Genomic DNA, 19,916 nt, shown 5'->3' on the forward strand with positions numbered 1-19,916 from the left:
CTGCGGAATACTCAAATATTTTTCAGATGGTTCCGCTACATATCAAGCACCGCATCCCGTACTTCCAGTAGAGCATGTCGGAATCACTTCAGCAGATCGCATTTTTCATGATCGTAGCCAGCTCAAACTTTCGTTCACTTCCTGTGGAATTCATGGCGTCATCGGGTGACGCAACCATATCGACCATTCCCCCCATACTGACTTTCAGCCATTTCCCTTTGCAACCAATGATGCTAGCAATATCGATCATCACCGGTTTGGCGACACCCTGAGACCTCCAGTTGCATAGCTTCTGCGGTGAGATATCTAGATCACCTCGCGTCAGTCCATGCATGACGTCATTCTTAGCACACCATCCCCGTAGCCCCCTTCATGAGACATTTATAGTCTCTCGACATCATGTCTATTATCCATACCCAGGATTCTCAGATAGCAACGTGCAGCACTTATACACAAGACGTTGACCAAATATACACACCGCGTGTAAAGTAATATGCTATCGCAATTATTAGACTACCTCAAAAAAACATGAGCAAACCCTCCAATCTCCACCACTACACAATATTTCCAAAAAGGAATTAATAAAAAATGAAAACCATTAAAAACAACAGACTTGCCGCCTATATCTTAATAAGTACAATAACCATACTCCCTCATATCGCCAGAGCAGAAAAAAATGAAATGGTCGAGCGTGAATCAATAAAATTGCGCAATAGCATTCTAGTTTTAAGAGAAGAAGATAAAAATTCACCCTATCGCAGCAAAGATCTTATTCTAAAGGTCGATAACAAAATCAAGAAAACATTTAAGCTTGGCGATTTTGAATGCGGGAGTATTCTCGGTCCTTACCAACTTAAGGAGCATGATATAGTTGGAATAAATATACCAAGTTGCGGATGTGGCAATGGCTGTGGCGACGCTTCAAACATAACGCTATTGACTATAGACCAGCAGGGAAACATGACTCCTAGCAGCCTGAATGACAAGACAATTAAACAAGTTTCTTTTAATTGTGATTGGCTAAGAGAAGATGCGACAAAAGTTTATGAAAACTCCATTAAATTCAAATGTACCGGACAAAATGGGCGCAGAGAAAAAAACACCTATTTTACCTTTGAGAACGGGCGTATTAACATTATCAACAAATCAATACAGAACAAAGCCAATCATGAAAACCCCTAACAGCGCTTCTTACAAAAAAGCCTTACTATTTCTACTAATTACCCTCCCTACCAGCAGCATCTATGCTGAAGCCCCACCTAATTGCCTCAAGGCAACTACAGCAATAGATATATGTGAACAAGAAAGTAAAAATCTTGACCCATCCCCTCAAAACATTGCCCAAATTGACCAAGCCAGAATCCAAAATACAGCAGCAGGTCGACAAGGCATTGAGGAAGCTTGTGGAATAAAGCTCAAAGAAGATACTAATTGGAAAAATTTATTTATAGCACTCTTCAAATGCGCTCCTATTGCACTAAAAAACAGGGTAGAAAATGGGGAATTAACAAAAGAGGAAGCAACAGCCAAGCTCAAAGAATTAACCGATACAATGACCGGTCAATGTGAACAAATGAGAGCCTTAGCTTTCAGCATGTACGCCCCTATCAGTGACACTCTTCAAAAAACTTACGGTAGAGGCATGCCTAAATGCAAAAAAGCCTTAGCCTACTGACTCATCTTCCAATAAAGAATTAGAAAATCAGCGCGCCGGACGGGGCGGTCGGCCCAGGTTGGGCAGGAAGGCGGCGCAGATGCCGAGCAGGGGCAGGAACGAGCACAGCCAGTACACGTATTCGATGCCCCAGGCATCGGCCAGCCGGCCCAGCACCGCGGCGCCGACACCGCCCATGCCGAAAGCGAAGCCGAAGAACAGGCCCGATACGGTGCCCACCTTGCCCGGGATCAGCTCCTGGGCGAACACCAGGATGGCGGAGAAGGCCGAGGCCATGATGAAGCCGATGACCACCGTCAGCACGCCGGTCCAGAACAGGTCGGCGTAGGGCAGCGCCAGGGTGAAGGGCGCGGCCCCCAGGATCGACGCCCAGATCACCCGCTTACGCCCGATGCGGTCGCCGATGGGGCCGCCCAGGATGGTGCCGGCGGCGACGGCGAAGAGGAACAGGAACAGGTGCACCTGGGCCGATTGGATCGACAGGCCGAAGCGGCTGATCAGGTAGAAGGTGTAGTAGCTCTGCAAGCTGGTCAGGTAGAAATACTTGGAGAAGATCAGCAGCATCAGCACACCCATGGCCAGGGCCACGGTGCGGCGCGGCAGGGGCGAAGCCTGGGCCTTGGCGTGGCCTCCCCGGGCCCGTTGCAGGGCCTGCTGGACCCGGTACCAGCGGCCGATCTGCCACAGCACGGCGATGGCCAGCAGGGCCGCCAGGGCGAACCAGGCGACGCTGGCCTGGCCGTTGGGGATGATGATCCAGGCCGCCAGCAAGGGCCCCACGGCGCTGCCACCGTTGCCGCCCACCTGGAAGATGGACTGGGCCAGGCCGTGGCGCCCGCCCGAGGCCATGCGCGCCACCCGGGACGATTCCGGGTGGAAGATCGACGAGCCGGTGCCCACCAGCATGGCGGCCCCCAGCACGGTGATGAAGTCGGGGGCCACCGCCAGCAGCAGCAGGCCCGCCAGGGTGCAGCCCATGCCCACCGAGAGGGAATGGGGCTTGGGGTGGCGGTCGGTGTACAGCCCCACCAGGGGTTGCAGCAGGGAGGCGGACAACTGGTAGGCCAGGGTGATCAGGCCGATCTGGGCGAAGCTCAGGCCGAAGTTGCCCTTGAGCAGCGGATAGATGGCCAGGATCAACGACTGGATCATGTCGTTGAGAAAGTGGGCGAAGCTGATCGCCCCGAGCACCCGGAAGCCGGTGCGCTGGGCATCCCCAGCGGCGGCAGCGGGCGTGGCGAGGGTGTTTTCCATGGGGTTGGGGTGCCGGATTGGGCCGGCTTGTTGTGATCGAAGCGGCATCCTAACGGCGAAAAATTCGCCCGTCCTGCGATAATGAGACAACACCTTTCGCGAAACAGACATGGCCAGCCACCATTTCGACGACGGCCTGGACCGTAGCGACCTGCCCGTCACCGGACTGGCGGCGGACTACCGCTCCGGCGAGATCACCTGCCGCCATTCCCACCTCAACGCCCAGCTGATCTACGCGGTGGAAGGAGTGATGGTGGTCAACAGCCCGGAGGGCCGCTGGATCGTCCCCCCCACCCGGGCGATCTGGATGCCGGGGGGCACCGAGCACTGGAACCGCATGGTCGGCGGAGTGCGCATGCGCACCGTGTTCATCCGTCCCGACGCAGCCCCCGGCCTGCCCCGGGATTGCTCGGTGATCGGCGTATCGCCTCTGCTGCGCGAGCTGATCGTCGCCGCGGTGGCGGTGCCCCTGCCCTACTCCACCGAATCCCGGGACGGCCGGCTGATGCGCCTGCTGCTCGACGAGATCACCCAGATGGACGTGCTGCCCCTGCACTTGCCCACACCCCGGGACGAGCGCCTGGCCCGGCTGTGCGACGGGTTGCTGGCGGCCCCCGACGACACCACGCCGCTCGGCGACTGGGCCGGCCGGCTGGGGGTGACAGAAAAGACGCTGCAACGATTGTTCCGCCGCGATACCGGCATGACCTTCGGCGAATGGCGCCAGCAGGCCCGGCTGCTCGAAGGGCTGGAACAGCTGGCCACCGGCAGCAAGATCGTGGACGTGGCCCTGAACCTGGGCTATAGCAGCCCGAGCGCCTTCGCCACCATGTTCAAGCGCCAGTTCGGCGTGCCGCCCAGCGCCTATTTCGCCGACGCGGCGGGGGACTGAGGGGCAGCCTGCTGTCCGCCTTCCGATCCCGTTGGAACAAAGCAAAAGGGCCGACATCTGTCGGCCCTTTTGCTGTCGCGGAGAGCGATCCCCTGTTCCGCTCAACCGTTGAACGGGTGGCGGCGCAGGATCGTCTCTTCCCGGTCGGGACCGGTGGAGATGATGTCGATCGGGGTCTCGGTCAGCGCGGCGATGCGGTCCAGGTAGGCGCGAGCGGCCGCCGGAAGGGCGTCCAGGCTCTTGGCGCCGACGGTGCTCTCGGACCAGCCGGGCATCTCTTCGTAGATCGGCTCGCAGCGGGCGGTTTCCTCGGCACCCACGGGCAGGATGTCCACCACCTTGCCGTCCAGCTTGTAGCCGGTGCACAGCTTGATGGTTTCGATGCCGTCGAGCACGTCGAGCTTGGTGATGCACAGGCCGGACACCCCGTTGATCTGGATGGAGCGCTTCAGCGCGGCGGCGTCGAACCAGCCGCAGCGGCGGGTGCGGCCGGTGACGGTGCCGAACTCGCGGCCCACGGTGGACAGGTGGTGGCCGACGCCGCCTTCCGGCTCCAGCGGCAGTTCGCTGGGGAAGGGGCCGCCGCCGACGCGGGTGGTATAGGCCTTGGTGATGCCCAGCACGTAGTGCAGCATGCCCGGGCCGACGCCGGCGCCGGCCGCGGCCTGGCCGGACACACAGTTGCTGGAGGTGACGAACGGGTAGGTGCCGTGGTCCACGTCGAGCAGGGTGCCCTGGGCGCCTTCGAACAGCAGGTTCTGGCCGGCCTTGTGGGCGGCGTGGATCAGCACCGACACGTCGGCCGCCATGGGCAGGACGCGGGGCGCCAGGGCCAGGGTGTCGTCCAGGACCTTCTGGTAATCCACCGCCTCGGCGTTGTAGTAGCGGGTCAGCATGAAGTTGTGGAAGTCCATCAACTCCTTGAGCTTGTCGGCGAACTGGCCCGGGTTGAACAGGTCGAGCACCTTCAGGGCGCGGCGCGCCACCTTGTCCTCGTAGGCCGGGCCGATGCCCTTGCCGGTGGTGCCGATCTTCTTGTCGGCGCACTTGGCCGCTTCCCGGGCCAGGTCCACGGCGCGGTGGAACGGCAGGATCAGGGGACAGCCGACGCTCACCTTGAGGCGGGAGCGCACATCGATGCCGCCCGCTTCCAGGGTGTCGATTTCCTTGAGCAGGTGCTCGATGTCGAGGACGACGCCGTTGCCGATGTAGCAGGCGACGCCTTCACGGACGATGCCCGAGGGCACCAGGTTGAGCTTGTATTCCTTGTCGCCCACCACCAGGGTGTGGCCGGCGTTGTGGCCGCCCTGAAAGCGGACCACGCCGCTGGCGTTCTCGGTCAGCCAGTCGACAATCTTGCCCTTCCCTTCGTCGCCCCATTGGGTGCCGACGACGACGACGTTCTTAGCCATGTACTTCAGTCCTTCGAGATAGGTTCGAGAATCCAGGAGTCATTGACCCGGGCGATGCGCCGGTCGAAGGCCACGCCTTCCACCGCCGTTTCGCCGGGCAAGAGTTCGATGACGGTTTCGCCCGAGCGGCGTAGAGCCGCCACCGCCGCCGCCAGGCCGGCGTCGTCGCCGGCGTAGGGGGCCAGGATGGCGCCCGCCTGGGGCGCCGTCGGGGCGTGGCGGGCCAGCTCGCGCAGGTCCAGGGAGAAACCGGTGGCCGGGCGGGCCCGGCCGAAGGCGCTGCCGACGCCGTCGTAGCGGCCGCCATGGGCCACGGCGCTGGGCACCCCGGCGGTATAGACGGCGAACACCACACCATTGTGATAGTGGTAGCCGCGCAAATCCGCCAGGTCGAACGACAGGGGCAGGCCCGGCAGGGTGTCGGCCAGGGTACGCAGGTCGGCCAGGGCGGCGGCGACGGCCGGCAGGTCTGGCAGGATGCGGGCGGCCTCGTCGAGCACCTCGCGGCCGCCGTAGAGGTTGGGCAGGGCCTGCAGGGCGGCGCCGATCTCGGCAGGCAGGCCCTGGACCGCGGCGGCCAGGCCCGGCACGTCTTTGCCTTGCAGCAGGGAGAACACTTCTTCGGCCCGGTCGCCGGACAGGCGGGCGGCCTCGGCCAGGGCGGTGAAGATGCCGAAGTGGCTGAGGTCGATGCGGGTGGCCGGAACGCCGGCGGTGTCGAGCACCGTGGCGAGCAGGCGAATGATCTCCCGGTCCCCTTCCAGGCCGGCGTAGCCGTACAGCTCGGCGCCGAGCTGGATCGGCTCCCGGGTGCCGTGCAGGGAGGCCGGCAGGGTGTGCAGCACGCTGTCGCAGTAGCACAGGCGCACCACGCCGTTACGGTTGAGCAGGTGGGCGTCGATGCGCGCCACCTGGGGCGTCATGTCGGCCCGCACTCCCAGGGTGCGCCCGGACAGCTGGTCCACCAGCTTGAAGGTGCGCAGCTTGAGGTCCTGGCCCGAGCCGGTGAGCAGGGATTCCAGGTATTCGAGCAGCGGCGGAATGACAAATTCATATCCATGGACGCGAAAAACGTCCAGCAGGGTGCGGCGCAGGCGCTCGATGCGGGCCGCCTCGGCGGGCAGCGCATCGGCCAGGTGTTCGGGGAGAAGCCAGTTCATCAACGGAAGACCATCAACAGCATCAGCCCGGCCAGCATGACGGTCAGGCCGATGAAGCGGATCTGACCGTCGTTGAGCTGGACGAGGCGGGAAAAGGTGTCTTTCCAGGCCTTGGGGGCGAGGAAAGGGAGCACGCCTTCGAGCACCAGCATCAGCGCGAAGGCGAGCAGCAGGTTTTCACTCATTTACCGCCCTTGCCCACGTTCTTCATGTACTTGAAGAAGTCGGAGGACGGGTCCACCACCAGCACATCGCTCTTGCTCTTGAAGCTGTTGCGATAGGCGTCGAGGCTGCGGTAGAAGGCGTAGAACTCGGGGTTCTGGCCGAAGGCCTGGGCGTAGATGGCGGAGGCTTTGCCGTCGCCCTCGCCCTTGACCACCTGGGCATCCCGGTAGGCTTCGGCAATGATCACTTCGCGCTGCTTGTCGGCGTCGGCGCGGATCTTCTCGGCCTCGGCGGCGCCCTGGGAGCGCAGCTCGTTGGCGACCCGCTTGCGCTCGGCCTCCATGCGGCGATAGACCGATTCGGACACTTCGAGGGGCAGCTCGACGCGCTTCAGGCGCACGTCCACGATCTGCACGCCGATCTTGCGCGCATCCAGGTCGGCTTTGACGCGCATGTCTTCCATGATCTTGTCGCGGCCGCCGGACACCACGTCGTGCACCGTGCGCTTGCCGAACTCCTCGCGCAGACCGGCGTTCACCGTCTGGGAGAGCCGGGTGCGGGCGCGGGATTCGTCGCCGCCCACCGAGATGTAGTAGAGCTTGGGATCGACGATGCGCCACTTGACGAAGGAATCGACCAGGACGTTCTTCTTCTCGGAGGTGATGAAGCGTTCCGGCTCGTTGGAGTCCAGGGTCAGGATGCGGCGGTCGAAGTAGCGCACGTTCTGAATGAACGGCCACTTCAGCTTGATGCCGGGCTCGGTGATGATCTGCTTGACTTCGCCGAGCTGGAAGACCACGGCGTACTGGCGCTGATCCACGGTGAACAGGCACATGGCCAGCACGGCGAGAGCGAGGGCGGCGATGCCACCAAGGAGGCTGAGGTTTCTTTTCATGGCGTCGTCCCCTTACCGGGCTTCCCGGTCGCGGGACCGGAGGGAATCGCGGTTGCGGTAGTCGGACTGCTTTTCCACTTGGGGCGGCACGTCATTGGGAATGGCCGTGGGCGCGGCGCTGCGCGGGGCGGACTCGGCAGGAGCGGCACCGCCCTGGGTCGGCGCAACGGCGCCGGTAGCCTGCATCAGCTTGTCCAGGGGCAGGTAGAGCAGGTTGCCCTGGCCCCGTGCATCCACCATCACCTTGCTGGTGTTGGAGAAGATTTGCTGCATGGTGTCCAGGTAGAGACGCTGGCGGGTCACTTCGGGGGCCTTGGCGTACTCGGTGACCACCTGCTTGAAGCGGGAGGCGTCACCCTCGGCCTGGGCGATCACGCGCTGCTTGTAGCCGGTGGCCTCGGCAAGCAGGCGGGCCGCCGTGCCCTTGGCCTTGGGGATCACGTCGTTGGCGTAGGCCTGGCCTTCGTTCTTCTGCCGCTCCCGGTCCTGGCCGGCCTTGACCGCATCGTCGAAGGCGGCCTGCACCTGCTCGGGCGGCTGGGCGTTCTGCAAGGTGACCTTGGAGATCAGCACGCCGGTCTTGTAGCGGTCCAGGATGTCCTGCATCAGCTTCTGGGCCTGGGCGGCGACCTGCTCGCGGCCTTCGTAGAGGACGAAGTCCATCTGGCTCTTGCCGACGATTTCGCGCATGGCGGTTTCGGCAGCCTGCATCACCGCGTCGTCCGGACCTCGGTTGTTGAATAGGTATTCGACCGGGTCCTTGAGGATGTACTGCACCGCGAACTGGATGTTGATGATGTTCTCATCGTCGGTGAGCATCAGTGCTTCCTTGAGCACCTTATTCTTCTCGCTACCCCGGTAGCCGACCTCGACGGTGCGCACGCCGGTCAGGTTGACCACTTCGTGGGACTCGATCGGGTAAGGCAGGCGCCAGCGCAGGCCCGGCTCGGTGGTTTCCTTGAAACGGCCGAACTGCAGCACCACGCCGCGCTGGGAGGCATCGACGATGTAGAAGCCGCTGGCCAGCCAGGCGAGCAGCACCAGGCCCGCGACGACGCCGATACCGCCACCGAACAGCTTGGGATTCATTTCGGGCATGCCGCCATTACCGCCCCGACCGCCATCGCCACCGCCCTTCTTGCCGAAAATGCCGGAAAGCTTGCGGTTGAAATCGCGCCACACTTCTTCCAGGTCCGGCGGCCCCCCTTGCGGGCGGCGGCCGTCGTTGCCCCCGCGACCCCACTGGGGGTCATTGAGGGACATGAGCAGTCCGATGGTCGAAATCATAGGGTTCGTTCAGGTTGGTAGAGCGGTCAGAGGGAGGAGCCAACTCCGCACTGTCGCCGCTGTCGCGGGAAGGCGGGAGGCTCGCTGCGGGTTCTGCCTGGAAAGCATCATCCACCGGAGGCGGAGCGGCATGGCGGGTTTTATCCCGGGCAATCTCGGCCAGGGCGTCGCGCAACAGATCGAGCCCCGCGCCAGTCCTGGCGCTGATACGAACGCGGCGGATTCTACCATACTCGTCCCGCTCGACTGCCGCGGGCAGGCTGGTCAGATCGGCCTTGTTGAGCACCAGCACCTGGGGCACCGCCGCGGCACCGATCTCGTTCAGGACCTTGTTCACTTCGGCGATCTGCTCGTCCCGGGCCGGGGAGGCGCTATCCACCACGTGCAGCAGCAGGTCGGCCTGGGCCGTGGCCTCCAGGGTGGCCTGGAAGGCCGCCACCAGGGAGTGGGGCAAATCACGGATGAAGCCCACCGTGTCGGACACCACCACCTGCCCCACCTCGGACAGCCACACCTTGCGAGAGGTGGTGTCCAGAGTGGCGAACAGTTGGTCGGCGGCGTACACCCCGGCCTTGGTCAGGGCGTTGAACAGGGTGGATTTTCCGGCGTTGGTGTAGCCCACCAGGGAGACGTTGAGCTGGTCGCCGCGCATCCGCGCCTTGCGCTGCACGCCGCGCTGGCGCGACAGCTTGGCCAGGCGCTCCTTGAGGGCCTTGACCCGGATGCCGAGCAGGCGGCGGTCGGTTTCCAGTTGGGTTTCGCCGGGGCCGCGTAGGCCAATGCCGCCGCGCTGGCGCTCCAGGTGGGTCCAGCCGCGCACCAGGCGGGTGGACAGGTGTTCGAGTTGGGCCAGCTCGACCTGTAGCTTGCCCTCGGCGCTCTGGGCGCGCAGGGCGAAGATGTCCAGGATCAGGCTGGTGCGGTCCACCACCCGGCACTTCAGCTCCCGCTCCAGGTTGCGTTGCTGGCCCGGAGAAAGCTCGTGGTTGAAGACCACCAGGTCGGCCTGGGCGGCGCGCATGGCGGCGCCGATTTCCTCGACCTTGCCCTTGCCCGCGAACATAGCGGGATCGGGGGACTGGCGGCGCCCGGTGACCTCGGCGACGACCTGGCCGCCGGCGGATTCGATGAGGAGGCGGACCTCCTCCATGTCTTCCTGTATGTCGCGGCGGCCGAAGTCGAGTTGGACGACAACGGCGCGTTCGCCGGCGGAAGGACGTTCAAACATGGTGTTCTCAGTAGGCGCGGATGCGGAAAAGGAAAAACTCGGCTGCCTTGCCGCGGCGAAAACCGCCACGGCACCGCACGCGCCCCGTCAGACGACGCGGCCGGCAGAGCCGGCCGCGCAGGTGTCTTGCCAGGCAGGATCGATCAGGAATCCTGAGACTGTTCGTGCTGGAGGTTGACCGGGCGGGCGGGAACCACGGTGGAGATGGCATGCTTATAGACCATCTGGGTAACCGTGTTCTTGAGCAGCACCACATACTGATCGAAGGACTCGATCTGGCCCTGCAGCTTGATGCCATTGACCAAATAGATCGAAACCGGAACATGCTCCCGGCGCAGGGTGTTGAGGAACGGGTCTTGTAAAAGTTGCCCTTTATTGCTCATGGTCTTGGCTCCATGGGTTAGTTGTTTTAAAAATATGAGTAAAGCTTAAAGGGATTTGGCGTAACCGCCAACGGAATTCCTGTAACGAAACACGACGCGGCGTTCCCTCCCCCTTCAGGAAGTCTTGCCGAAACGCCGCTCCTGCTTCTTCTTGAAGGTGTCGCGCTTGCTTTCCAGGCGCCGCTTCGGCTCTTCGTCCACGTACGGGTTGTGGGTCACGTTGAACTGGATGCGCAGCGGCGTACCCTCCAATTTGAACGCATCCCGATAAGTCCGTTCCAGGTAACGCTTGTAACTGTCGGAAATATGATCCAGGGCATTGCCGTGGACCACCACCACCGGCGGGTTGGAACCGCCCTGGTGGGCGTAGCGGGGCTTGGGGCGGAACAGGCCGTGGCGCGGCGGGGCCTGCTTGGCCACGGCGTCGATCAGCACCCGGGTCAGTTGCGGGGTGGACAGCTTGATCATGGCGGCGTTGTAGGCGCCGTCCACCGACTTGAGCAGATCGCCCAGCCCCTGGCTCTTGAGGGCCGAAATGGGGTGGAAGCGGGCGAAGTCGAGGAACTTCAGCTTGTCGAGCAGCCGGGTCTTCACCTGGTCCCGCTCGTAGGCGCTCATGCCGTCCCACTTGTTGATGGCCACCACCAGGGCCCGCCCGGATTCGACGATGAAGCCGGCGATGTGGGCGTCCTGATCGGAGATGTCGGCCTGGGCGTCGAGCACCAGCACCACCACGTTGGCATCCTCGATGGACTGGAGCGTCTTCACCACCGAGAACTTCTCGATGGCCTCGAACACCTTGCCCTTGCGGCGTAGGCCCGCCGTATCGATCAGCGTGTATTTGCGGCCGTTGCGCTCAAAATCGACGAAGATCGAATCCCGAGTGGTCCCGGGCATGTCGAAGGCGATGACCCGCTCTTCGCCGATCAGGGCGTTGATCAGGGTGGACTTGCCCACGTTGGGACGGCCGACGATGGCTACCCGGGGATGGCGGTCCCTGGCCTCTTCCTCGCTGGGTTCCGGATAGGGTTCCAGGGCCAGGTCCACCAGACCCTTGACGCCTTCACCATGGGAGGCGGAAATGGCCCAGGGCTCGCCCAGGCCCAGTTCATGGAAGTCGGCGCTGGTGACGCCCTTGTCCATGCCCTCGGTCTTGTTCACCGCCACGAACACCGGCCGGTCGTGGCGGCGCAACTTGTTGGCGATGTCCTTGTCGTGGGCGGTGATGCCCTGGCGGCCGTCCACGACGAAGATCACCACGTCGGCCTCGGCGATGGCCTGCTCGGTCTGGCGCGCCATCTCATGCAGGATGCCTTCCTTGGCCAGGGGCTCGAAGCCCCCGGTATCCACCACCAGGAAAGGCTTGACGCCGACCTTGCCGTGACCGTAGTGACGGTCCCGGGTCAGGCCGGGCAAATCCGCCACCAGGGCGTCCCGGGTCTTGGTCAGGCGGTTGAACAGGGTGGACTTGCCCACGTTGGGGCGCCCCACCAGGACGACGGTAGGTTTCATTGCAGATCCAGGGCGAACACCCCGCCCTTCTGGGTTTCCACGACGAACCCGGCGCCCTGGGGCACCAGGGGGGCGGTCACCGGGCTGCCGTCGGTGGCGCTGCGACCGATGAAGGCACCGGTGTCCCGGTTGAGCACGTGGACGCGCCCTTCCAGGTCCGCCGTCACGACCACGCCGCGCCGCACCAGGGGCGTCGTCAGCTGACGGTTGGACAGCTTGTCCTGCTTCCACACCGAGGAACCGCTGAAGCGGTCGAAGGCCTGGATAGTGCCCTTGTCGTCCACGGCATAGACCTGACGGTTGTCGATGGCCAGGCCGGCGGTGGAGGAAAAGTCCCGGGCCCACAGGGAGTTGCCGGTTTGCAGGTCGAAGCAGGCGATGCGGCCCTGGTAGGCCACGGCGCAAATCTGGTTGCCTTCCAGCACAGGGCCGGCCACCACGTCGGCGATGCGGTCGAGTTCGGTGGTGCCCTTGGGCAGGGCCACGGTGCCTTCCCACAGGGCGGCGCCGTTGTTGCTGGCCACGGCCACCAGCTTGCCGCCGGGGAAGCCGGAGAAGACGTAGCGGTCCACCACCAGCACCGGCGCGGTGGAGCGCAGGGCCAGGGGCGGGGTCTGGCGCTGGTAGGTCCACTTCTTGCGGCCGTCGGCCGGGTCGAAGGCGAACAGGCGGTAGTCGCTGCCCTTCACCGCCACCAGGTCGCCGGTGACGGCGGGGGGGGCCAGCACTTCGCTGCCGGCCTTGGCGCGCCACAGCACCTTGCCATCGTCGGCGGACAGGGCGATTACGTCCCCCTTGGAGGTGGCGACCACCACCAGCTTGCCGTCGCTGCCGACACCGGCGGAGAGCTTCTGGTCCACGTCGGTCTTCCACAGCCGCTTGCCGTCCTCAAAGGCGGCAACGACGCCGTTGCGTCCGGCGGCGAAGACCTTCTGGCCGGCCACGGCCGGGGTGAACACGTAGCCCTCGGCCTTGGGTACGGACTCGGACCACAGGGTCTTGACGTCCACGCTGGCCTGGATGGGCTTGAGCTCGGCGACCTTGATCTTGTCGCCGCTGGAGAAGGGATTGAGGCTGGAGCAGCCGGTCAGGCCCGCCAGCAGCGTGACCAGGACCAGCGGAGCAGCGGAAATACGGTAATGGCGGCGCATCAGGCCCCTCCCAGCGCGTCGAGTTTCTGTTGCAGGAGATCCTTGTAGGGACCAGCGGCCTGGGCGGCCACGCTGCTGCCCTCCCCTGCCTTTTCGGCGCCCAGCTTGGCCAGGGCGTCCTGGTAGGCGCTACGTGCCTCGGCGGACTTGCCCTGGGCCAGCAGCACGTCGCCCTTGAGTTCGGCGAAGCGGGCGGCAAAGCCTTCGGCGGGAGCGGGCTCCAGGGCCTTGAGGGCCTCGTCGTAGGCCTTGTCGTCGAGCAGCACCGCCGCCAGGCGCAGGCGCGCCACGTCGCGCAGTTCGCTGCTGCCGTGCTCGCTGGCCCAGGTCAGCTGGGCCCGGGCGGACTTCAGGTCGCCGGAATCGAACAGCATCTTGCCGGCCACCAGGGCGCCCATGGGCGCGTAGCCCGTGCCGCTGTACTTTTCGACCAGCTCGCCGGCAGCCGCCTTGACCTTGGCGCTGTCCTTGGCTTCCGCGGCCTGGGCCAGTACGCCGTAGATGGCTGAGGCTTCGGCGGCCTGCCTGTTCTGGTAGCCCTGCCAGCCGAAATAGCCGCCCACACCCACCGCGGCCACCACGACGGCGCCGGTGATCAGGTTGCCGTACTGCTGCCAGAAGGCCTTGGCATTGGCGATCTGCTCTTGTTCTTCAAGGTCGTAGGCTGCCATGTCAATCTTCCCAATCCATGAGGGTATTCATGATGGTGTCGGCCAGATCGTCGGCCTTCACGCGCTGTTGTTCGGCCCGGGAGGCGGGGTCCTGGCCCTCGCCGCGCAGCGGCTTGAGGCTGACTTCGCCGGCCGCCGCCTCGTCGTCGCCGATGATCACGGCGAAGGCGGCATGGCTGGCGTCGGCCCGCTTCATCTGGGCCTTGAAACTGCCGCCGCCACAGTGCAGCAGGGTGCGGATGCCCACGTCGCGCAGCTGCTCGGCGACGCGGAAGGCTAGGCGGCTGGCTTCGTCGCCCTGGTGCACCACGTACACTTCCACCCCCTCGGGGGCGGGAGTGCCGCCGGCATCTTCGATTAGGGCGATCAGCCGTTCCACGCCCATGGCGAAGCCGCAGGCCGGGGTCGGTTTGCCGCCCAGTTGGCCCACCAGGCCGTCGTAACGGCCGCCGGCGCAGACCGTGCCCTGGGCGCCGAGGCGGTCGGTGACCCATTCGAACACGGTCAGGTTGTAGTAATCGAGACCGCGCACCAGGCGGGGGTTGATCTCGTAGGGAATGCCAGCATCGCGCAACACCCGCTGGACGCCCTCAAAGTGGGCCAGGGATTCGGCGCCGAGGAAATCGATCAACTTCGGCGCGTTGGCGCACAACTCCTGCATCGCCGGGTTCTTGGTATCCAGGATGCGCAGGGGGTTGGTGTGCAGGCGGCGCTGGGCGTCCTCGTCGAGCAGCTCGGCGTGGCCTTCGAAGTAGGCGATCAGGGCGGCGCGGTGCTGGGCCCGCTCCTCCGGCTGACCCAGGCTGTTCAATTGCAGGCGGATGCCGTCCAGCCCCAGGTCGTCCCACAGCCGGGCGCCCATCAGGATCAGCTCGGCATCCACATCCGGGCCGGCAAAGCCGATGGTCTCCACGCCCACCTGGTGGAACTGGCGGTAACGGCCCTTCTGGGGGCGCTCGTGGCGGAACATGGGGCCGAAGTAGTAGAGCCGCTGGGGGATCTGGTTGGCGATGCCGTGCTCGATCACGGCGCGCACGCAGCCGGCGGTGCCCTCGGGGCGCAGGGTCAGCAGGTCGCCGTTGAGGCTATCCTCGAAGGAGTACATCTCCTTCTCGACGATGTCGGTGACCTCGCCGATGGCCCGCTTGAACAGCGGGGTGGGCTCGACGATGGGCATGCGAATCGGCCGGTAGCCGTAGCCCTTCAGCCAGGAGCGGACGGTTTCTTCGAAGACTTCCCAGAACTCGGCGGCGTCGGGGAGGATGTCGTTCATCCCCTTGACGGCCTGGAGCGCTTTCTGTGCGGGTTTGCTCATGCGTTGCTTTTGTTAGAGGTGTGCGGCAGGGTTGATCTTGCGTTGGTAGGTGCGGGCCACGTAGCGGTCGATGATGGCCTTGAACTCGCCGACGATGTTGTCGCCGCGCAGGGTCACGGTCTTGGCGCCGTCCTCGAACACCGGGGCGGCCGGGGCCTCGCCGGTGCCGGGCAGGGAAATGCCGATGTTGGCGTGCTTGGACTCGCCCGGCCCGTTCACCACGCAGCCCATCACCGCCAGGGTCATGTTCTCGACCCCGTCGTACTCGGCCCGCCAGGCCGGCATCTGGGCGCGCACGTAGCCCTGCACCTCGGAAGCCAGCTCCTGGAAGAAGGTGCTGGTGGTGCGGCCGCAGCCTGGGCAGGCGGCGACCATCGGGGTGAAGGCGCGCAGCCCCATGGACTGGAGGATTTCCTGGGCGACGATCACCTCCTGGGCGCGGCTGCCGCCGGGCTCGGGGGTGAGGGAAACGCGGATGGTGTCGCCGATACCGCCCTGAAGCAGGATGGCCAGGGCCGCGGTGGAGGCGACAATGCCCTTGCTGCCCATGCCGGCCTCGGTCAGGCCCAGGTGCAGCGGATAGTCGCACTTGCCCGACAAATCCTTGTAGACGGCGATCAGGTCTTGGACGCTGGACACCTTGCAGGAGAGCACGATGCGGTCGCCGGGCAGGCCCAGCTCCTCCGCCTTGGCGGCGGATTCCAGGGCCGAGGTCACCAGGGCCTCGCGCATCACCTCGATGGCGTCCTTGGGTTGGGGCCGGCTGGCGTTCTCGTCCATCACCCGGGCAAGCAGATCCTGGTCCAGACTACCCCAGTTCACGCCGATGCGGATCGGCTTGCCGTACTGGATGGCGAAACCGACCATTTGGGCGAACTGCTCGTCGCGCTTCTTGCCGTGGCCGACGTTGCCGGGATTGATGCGGTACTTGGCCAGCAACCGGGCGCAGTCCGGATGGTCGGCGAGCAGGCGGTGGCCGTTGTAGTGGAAGTCGCCGATGATCGGCACGTCCAGCCCCAGGCGCTCCAGGTGCTCGACGATCTTGGGCACGGCGGCGGCGGCTTCCGGCGTATTGACGGTAATGCGCACCATCTCCGAGCCGGCCCGGGCCAGTTCGGCGATCTGCAAGGCGGTGGCCAGGTAATCAGCGGTGTCGGTGTTGGTCATCGACTGGACCACCACCGGGGCATCGCCGCCGAGGAGGACCCGGCCGATACGGACCTGGCGGGTCGATTTACGCACAACGGGACTGACGGAACTCACGGACGAACGAACCTTATTGGACGGACAGGCGGGCCACGTCGCTGGCCCCGTTGGGGGTCAGGGCCACCGGCTTGCCGTTGTAGAACACTTTGACGGTGCTGGCGTTGCCCACCACCAGGCTGAAGGGGGGAGTGCCGGCCAGTTCTTTCTGGCTGCCGGCGGGCTGGAGCTGGGACAGCAGGATCTGGCCGCTCTTGTCCTTCACCTCGACCCAGGAAGGCTTGGCAAACTCGAAACTCAGCTTGCCCTGGCCCGGCGGCGTGATGGCGCCCTGGGCCGCCGGCACCGGGGCAGGCGCAGGTTGGGCGGCGGGGGGCGCGGCCACGGCGGCCGCAGGCTTGTCGGCCACGGGCGCAGCCGGGGCCGAAGCCGAAATCGGGGCGGGGGCGGCAGCGGGGGTTTCTGCCGTAGCCGGGGCGGCCGAAACGGCGGCAGCGTTGACATCGCCGGCCACGGCATCGGCGGGAACCGCAGGTGCGGCGGCCTGGGGAGGCTCGGGCTGGGGCTCGGCCTCGGGGGCCTTCTCTTCCACAGCCGGTGCCGGCGTGCTGACCAGCAGGGGCTCCACCGTGTCTTCCCAGAAGTTGTCCGGCAGCAGGAAGTAGATGCCCAAGGCCACCACCACCATGCCCGCGGCCCCCAGGGCCACTACCATGTCGCGGCGCCGGGCGGAACCGGGCCGGGGCAGCTCGCCCGAGGCGGTGCGCGCCAGTTCGATCTTGACCGGCTCCGGCGCCAGACTGGCTTCCAGGTGGGCAAGCAGCATGTCGCCGTCGAGTTGCAGCAGGCGGGCGTAGTTGCGCAGGAAGCCCCGGGCAAAGGTCTGGCCCGGCAGGCGCTGCCAGTCGTCGGCCTCGATGGCTTCCACCTGGCGGACGCTCAGCTTGAGCAGGCTGGCCACTTCGCCGACGGAAACGCCCCGTTGCTCGCGGGCGGCACGCAGGTACTGGCCGACGCTCTGCTGGGGCGCCGCGGCGGTTTCGTTATCGATGGGCAGGATTGCTTCGGTCACGCTATTCATCTTCCCTCCCCTTTCATTTCCTGGGCTTCGGGCGAATCGGGGAAACGGCGGCGCAGTTGGGTGGCGTAGCTCATCTCGGCGCTGCGGTCGCCCAGGGCACGCTCGATGCGCACGCCCAGCCAGAGGGCCTGGGGCCCCGGTTCTTGAAGTCGGTTCATATCCATCAGCAGTTGGCGGGCCTGGCGCGCCTCACCGCGCTTCAGGCGCAGGTTGGCGAGTTCGAGCATGGTGGCCGGGTTGTTCGGGCCCAGGCGATAGGAACGTTCGATGTATTGCAGGGCCAGGGCGTCGTCGCCCATGCGGGCGGCGCACTGGCCGGCGTTGAGATAGGCCCGATCCGGCGTCGGATAGAGCGGGTCCTTCACGGCGATGAGGAAGTATTGCAGGGACTGGCGCGCCCGGCCGGTCTGGCAGAGGAAATAGCCGTAGTTGTTGTTGATCTCGGGATCGTTGCGGGACAGGGACAGGGCCTGCTGGAAGCTGGCCTCGGCCTCGCCGTGCTCGCCCAGGAAGAGGTGGATCAGACCCTTGACGTTGTAGGCCTGGGCATAGGTGGAACTGGCGTCGAGGGCCTGGCGAATTTCGTCCAGGGCCACCGCCATGTTGCCTTCGCTGTAATACAGCGAGGCGAGTTCGGTGTGGAGCTTGGCCCGCTTCAGCGCATCGGCCTTGACCGGTCCCTGGGGCGGGGCTTCCTGCACCGTCGGCGCGGCGGAAACGGGGGACGCGACGCGGGGGGCGGAACCGCAGCCGGCCAGGACGGCCGCCAAGGCAAGTGCCAGTGCTGCCGGGGCGCTGCAGCGAAGACGGAAGAACGGGGTCATCCGCGGATCTCCGAGATGGGAATGATCGGCGCGCCGCCGGCGGCCGCCTTGGCGGCCAGCTGGGCAGTGCGCCGGGTCTTGTCCTTCACCTGGCCGGCAAGCTGGCCGCAGGCGGCGTCGATGTCGTCGCCCCGGGTCTTGCGCGTGGTGGTGACGATGCCGGCCTGGATGAGGATTTCGGCGAAGCGGCGAATGCGCGGCGCCGGGGACTTGCGGAACGGCGATCCCGGGAAGGGGTTGAACGGGATCAGGTTGAACTTGCACGGCACGTCCCGGGTGAGCGCGATCAGCTCCCGGGCGTGGGCCTCGGAATCGTTCACCCCGTCGAGCATCACGTACTCGAAGGTGACGAAATCCCGGGGCGCCTTCTCCAGGTAGCGGTTGCACGCCGCCATCAGCTCGGCCAGAGGGTATTTCTGGTTGATCGGCACCAGCTCGTCGCGCAGGGCGTTGTTGGGTGCGTGCAGCGACACGGCCAGGGCCACCGGGCATTCGTCGCGCAGCCGGTCCATGGCCGGCACCAGGCCGGAGGTGGACACGGTGACGCGGCGCCGCGACAGGCCGTAGGCGTTGTCGTCGAGCATCAGGCGCAGGGCCGCCACCGTGTTGTCGAAATTGGCCAAGGGCTCGCCCATGCCCATCATCACCACGTTGCTGATGATGCGCTCGCCCTTGGGATCGGCGCCGAGCAGGCGGTTGGCCTGCCACAGCTGGCCGATGATCTCGGAGACATCGAGGTTGCGGTTGAAGCCCTGCTTGCCGGTGGAGCAGAAGGCACAGTCCAGGGCGCAGCCCGCCTGGGTGGAGATGCACAGGGTGCCCCGGTCGTCCTCGGGAATGAACACCGACTCCACCGCGTTGTGGTTGCCCACGTCGAGCAGCAACTTGCGCGTACCGTCCTCCGACAGCTTGTCGGACACCACGGCCGGCGCCTTCACGACCGCCTCCGCCTGGAGCATGCTGCGCAGGCTCTTGGCGATATCGGTCATGGCATCGAAATCGCTCTGCCCGAATCGGTGGATCCAGCGCAGCACTTGTTTGGCGCGAAAGGGCTTCTCACCCCGGGCGGCAAACCAGGCGGTCATGGCATCGGCGTCGAAATCGAGCAGGTTTTGCATAACTGAAATTCGCTACATCCAAAAAACACTTTGGGCGCCTTCCAACGGTGCCGCCAGGGCACCGCCGGAATGCGCCCGCGTCAGCTCCTTAGCGGGAGTAGACGTTCATGCCGGGGAAGAAGAAAGCCACTTCCACGGCAGCGGTTTCGGGGGCGTCGGAACCGTGCACGGCGTTGGCGTCGATGGACTCGGCGAAGTCGGCGCGGATGGTGCCCGGGGCGGCCTTCTTCGGATCGGTGGCGCCCATCAGGTCACGGTTCTTGGCGATGGCGCCTTCACCTTCCAGCACCTGGATCATCACCGGGCCGGAAACCATGAAGGACACCAGGTCCTTGAAGAAGGGGCGTTCCTTGTGCACAGCGTAGAACTGGCCGGCTTCCAGCTCGGACAGGTGAACCATCTTGGAAGCGATGATCTTGAGCCCCGCATCTTCAAAACGCTGGTAGATCTTGCCGATCACGTTCTTGGCGACGGCATCCGGCTTGATGATGGACAGGGTACGTTCGATGGCCATGGTAAAACTCCAAACTCGATATTGGTTGGTGAAACACTTGATTTTATCAGGTTTTCCCTGGGGCACTAAGGCCACGCATGGAAGTTGAAAACGGAACGGCCGCCCCCTCCCCCGCGCCGGCCCGCCAACCCGGCATCCCTTGAATTGCCACAGCAAATCGTCCGGCGAAAAAAAAC

The 19,916-nt window shown here is 64.7% G+C and carries 20 protein-coding genes and 1 pseudogene; 3 read left to right on the plus strand and 18 right to left on the minus strand.

All coding sequences use genetic code 11. The features are described from left to right. Positions 1-88: 88 nt before the first annotated feature. On the minus strand, positions 89-334 hold the full coding sequence (locus LWW89_RS04730) for a hypothetical protein (protein WP_293261865.1): 246 nt from the start codon (positions 332-334) through the stop codon (positions 89-91). A gap of 254 nt (positions 335-588) precedes the next feature. On the opposite strand from LWW89_RS04730, the gene LWW89_RS04735 reads away from it, so the two are divergent. Both LWW89_RS04735 and LWW89_RS04740 read left to right on the plus strand, forming a co-directional pair. Further along, positions 589-1,182: a hypothetical protein gene (locus LWW89_RS04735; protein WP_293261868.1), complete on the plus strand. Its 594-nt coding sequence runs from the start codon at positions 589-591 to the stop codon at positions 1,180-1,182. Continuing rightward, a complete protein-coding gene (locus LWW89_RS04740) occupies positions 1,169-1,675 on the plus strand; it encodes a hypothetical protein (protein WP_293261870.1) in 507 nt (168 codons plus the stop codon). The genes LWW89_RS04735 and LWW89_RS04740 overlap by 14 nt, the downstream gene beginning before the upstream one ends. Before the next feature lie 27 nt (positions 1,676-1,702). On the opposite strand, the gene LWW89_RS04745 is transcribed toward LWW89_RS04740, so the two are convergent. Continuing rightward, complete coding sequence (locus LWW89_RS04745; RefSeq protein ID WP_293261873.1) at positions 1,703-2,929, minus strand: MFS transporter; 1,227 nt, start codon at positions 2,927-2,929, stop codon at positions 1,703-1,705. A gap of 109 nt (positions 2,930-3,038) precedes the next feature. Here LWW89_RS04745 and LWW89_RS04750 point away from each other — a divergent pair, with 109 nt between their 5' ends. Beyond that, positions 3,039-3,821: a helix-turn-helix transcriptional regulator gene (locus tag LWW89_RS04750; RefSeq protein ID WP_293261876.1), complete on the plus strand. Its 783-nt coding sequence runs from the start codon at positions 3,039-3,041 to the stop codon at positions 3,819-3,821. A gap of 101 nt (positions 3,822-3,922) precedes the next feature. On the opposite strand, the gene LWW89_RS04755 is transcribed toward LWW89_RS04750, so the two are convergent. The 16 genes and pseudogenes from LWW89_RS04755 to ndk all read right to left on the minus strand — a co-directional run bounded on the left by LWW89_RS04755 (position 3,923) and on the right by ndk (position 19,740). Continuing rightward, complete coding sequence (locus LWW89_RS04755; protein ID WP_293261879.1) at positions 3,923-5,233, minus strand: adenylosuccinate synthase; 1,311 nt, start codon at positions 5,231-5,233, stop codon at positions 3,923-3,925. 5 nt (positions 5,234-5,238) lie between these two features. After that, positions 5,239-6,393, minus strand: coding sequence for an ATP phosphoribosyltransferase regulatory subunit (locus LWW89_RS04760; protein WP_293261882.1), 1,155 nt, complete (start codon positions 6,391-6,393; stop codon positions 5,239-5,241). Then, entirely contained in the window at positions 6,393-6,578 is a 186-nt protein-coding gene (locus tag LWW89_RS04765; protein WP_293261885.1) for a DUF2065 domain-containing protein, read from the minus strand. The genes LWW89_RS04760 and LWW89_RS04765 overlap by 1 nt, the downstream gene beginning before the upstream one ends. Continuing rightward, positions 6,575-7,453, minus strand: coding sequence for a protease modulator HflC (gene hflC / locus LWW89_RS04770; RefSeq protein ID WP_293261888.1), 879 nt, complete (start codon positions 7,451-7,453; stop codon positions 6,575-6,577). Before hflC ends, LWW89_RS04765 begins: the two co-directional genes overlap by 4 nt. A gap of 12 nt (positions 7,454-7,465) precedes the next feature. Then, positions 7,466-8,716: an FtsH protease activity modulator HflK gene (gene hflK / locus LWW89_RS04775; protein ID WP_293261891.1), complete on the minus strand. Its 1,251-nt coding sequence runs from the start codon at positions 8,714-8,716 to the stop codon at positions 7,466-7,468. Positions 8,717-8,888: 172 nt separating this feature from the next. Continuing rightward, a pseudogene (gene hflX, locus LWW89_RS04780) lies at positions 8,889-9,968 on the minus strand (GTPase HflX); the annotation flags it as partial. A 143-nt stretch (positions 9,969-10,111) separates the two neighbouring features. Continuing rightward, positions 10,112-10,351, minus strand: coding sequence for an RNA chaperone Hfq (hfq, locus tag LWW89_RS04785; RefSeq protein WP_293261897.1), 240 nt, complete (start codon positions 10,349-10,351; stop codon positions 10,112-10,114). A gap of 114 nt (positions 10,352-10,465) precedes the next feature. Beyond that, complete coding sequence (gene der, locus LWW89_RS04790) at positions 10,466-11,863, minus strand: ribosome biogenesis GTPase Der (RefSeq protein ID WP_293261900.1); 1,398 nt, start codon at positions 11,861-11,863, stop codon at positions 10,466-10,468. Further along, entirely contained in the window at positions 11,860-13,014 is a 1,155-nt protein-coding gene (bamB, locus tag LWW89_RS04795; RefSeq protein WP_293261903.1) for an outer membrane protein assembly factor BamB, read from the minus strand. The genes der and bamB overlap by 4 nt, the downstream gene beginning before the upstream one ends. Further along, complete coding sequence (locus LWW89_RS04800) at positions 13,014-13,685, minus strand: tetratricopeptide repeat protein (protein ID WP_293261906.1); 672 nt, start codon at positions 13,683-13,685, stop codon at positions 13,014-13,016. The genes bamB and LWW89_RS04800 overlap by 1 nt, the downstream gene beginning before the upstream one ends. Position 13,686: 1 nt before the next feature. Beyond that, the gene (gene hisS, locus LWW89_RS04805) at positions 13,687-15,000 is read right to left on the minus strand and encodes a histidine--tRNA ligase (protein ID WP_293261909.1); all 1,314 of its coding nucleotides are present in this window, start codon (positions 14,998-15,000) and stop codon (positions 13,687-13,689) included. 12 nt (positions 15,001-15,012) lie between these two features. After that, positions 15,013-16,263 (minus strand): flavodoxin-dependent (E)-4-hydroxy-3-methylbut-2-enyl-diphosphate synthase, encoded by a 1,251-nt coding sequence (ispG, locus tag LWW89_RS04810; protein ID WP_293261911.1) that lies wholly within the window; start codon positions 16,261-16,263, stop codon positions 15,013-15,015. A gap of 13 nt (positions 16,264-16,276) precedes the next feature. Beyond that, the gene (locus tag LWW89_RS04815; RefSeq protein WP_293261914.1) at positions 16,277-17,284 is read right to left on the minus strand and encodes a helix-turn-helix domain-containing protein; all 1,008 of its coding nucleotides are present in this window, start codon (positions 17,282-17,284) and stop codon (positions 16,277-16,279) included. After that, positions 17,281-18,108, minus strand: a complete 828-nt coding sequence (gene pilW, locus LWW89_RS04820; protein WP_293261917.1) for a type IV pilus biogenesis/stability protein PilW — start codon at positions 18,106-18,108, stop codon at positions 17,281-17,283. Before pilW ends, LWW89_RS04815 begins: the two co-directional genes overlap by 4 nt. After that, entirely contained in the window at positions 18,105-19,226 is a 1,122-nt protein-coding gene (gene rlmN, locus LWW89_RS04825; RefSeq protein ID WP_293261920.1) for a 23S rRNA (adenine(2503)-C(2))-methyltransferase RlmN, read from the minus strand. Before rlmN ends, pilW begins: the two co-directional genes overlap by 4 nt. 88 nt (positions 19,227-19,314) lie before the next feature. Continuing rightward, a complete protein-coding gene (gene ndk, locus LWW89_RS04830) occupies positions 19,315-19,740 on the minus strand; it encodes a nucleoside-diphosphate kinase (protein ID WP_293261923.1) in 426 nt (141 codons plus the stop codon). Positions 19,741-19,916 lie beyond the last annotated feature (176 nt).

The organism is Oryzomicrobium sp. (assembly GCF_021287045.1).
Classification (GTDB): domain Bacteria; phylum Pseudomonadota; class Gammaproteobacteria; order Burkholderiales; family Rhodocyclaceae; genus Oryzomicrobium.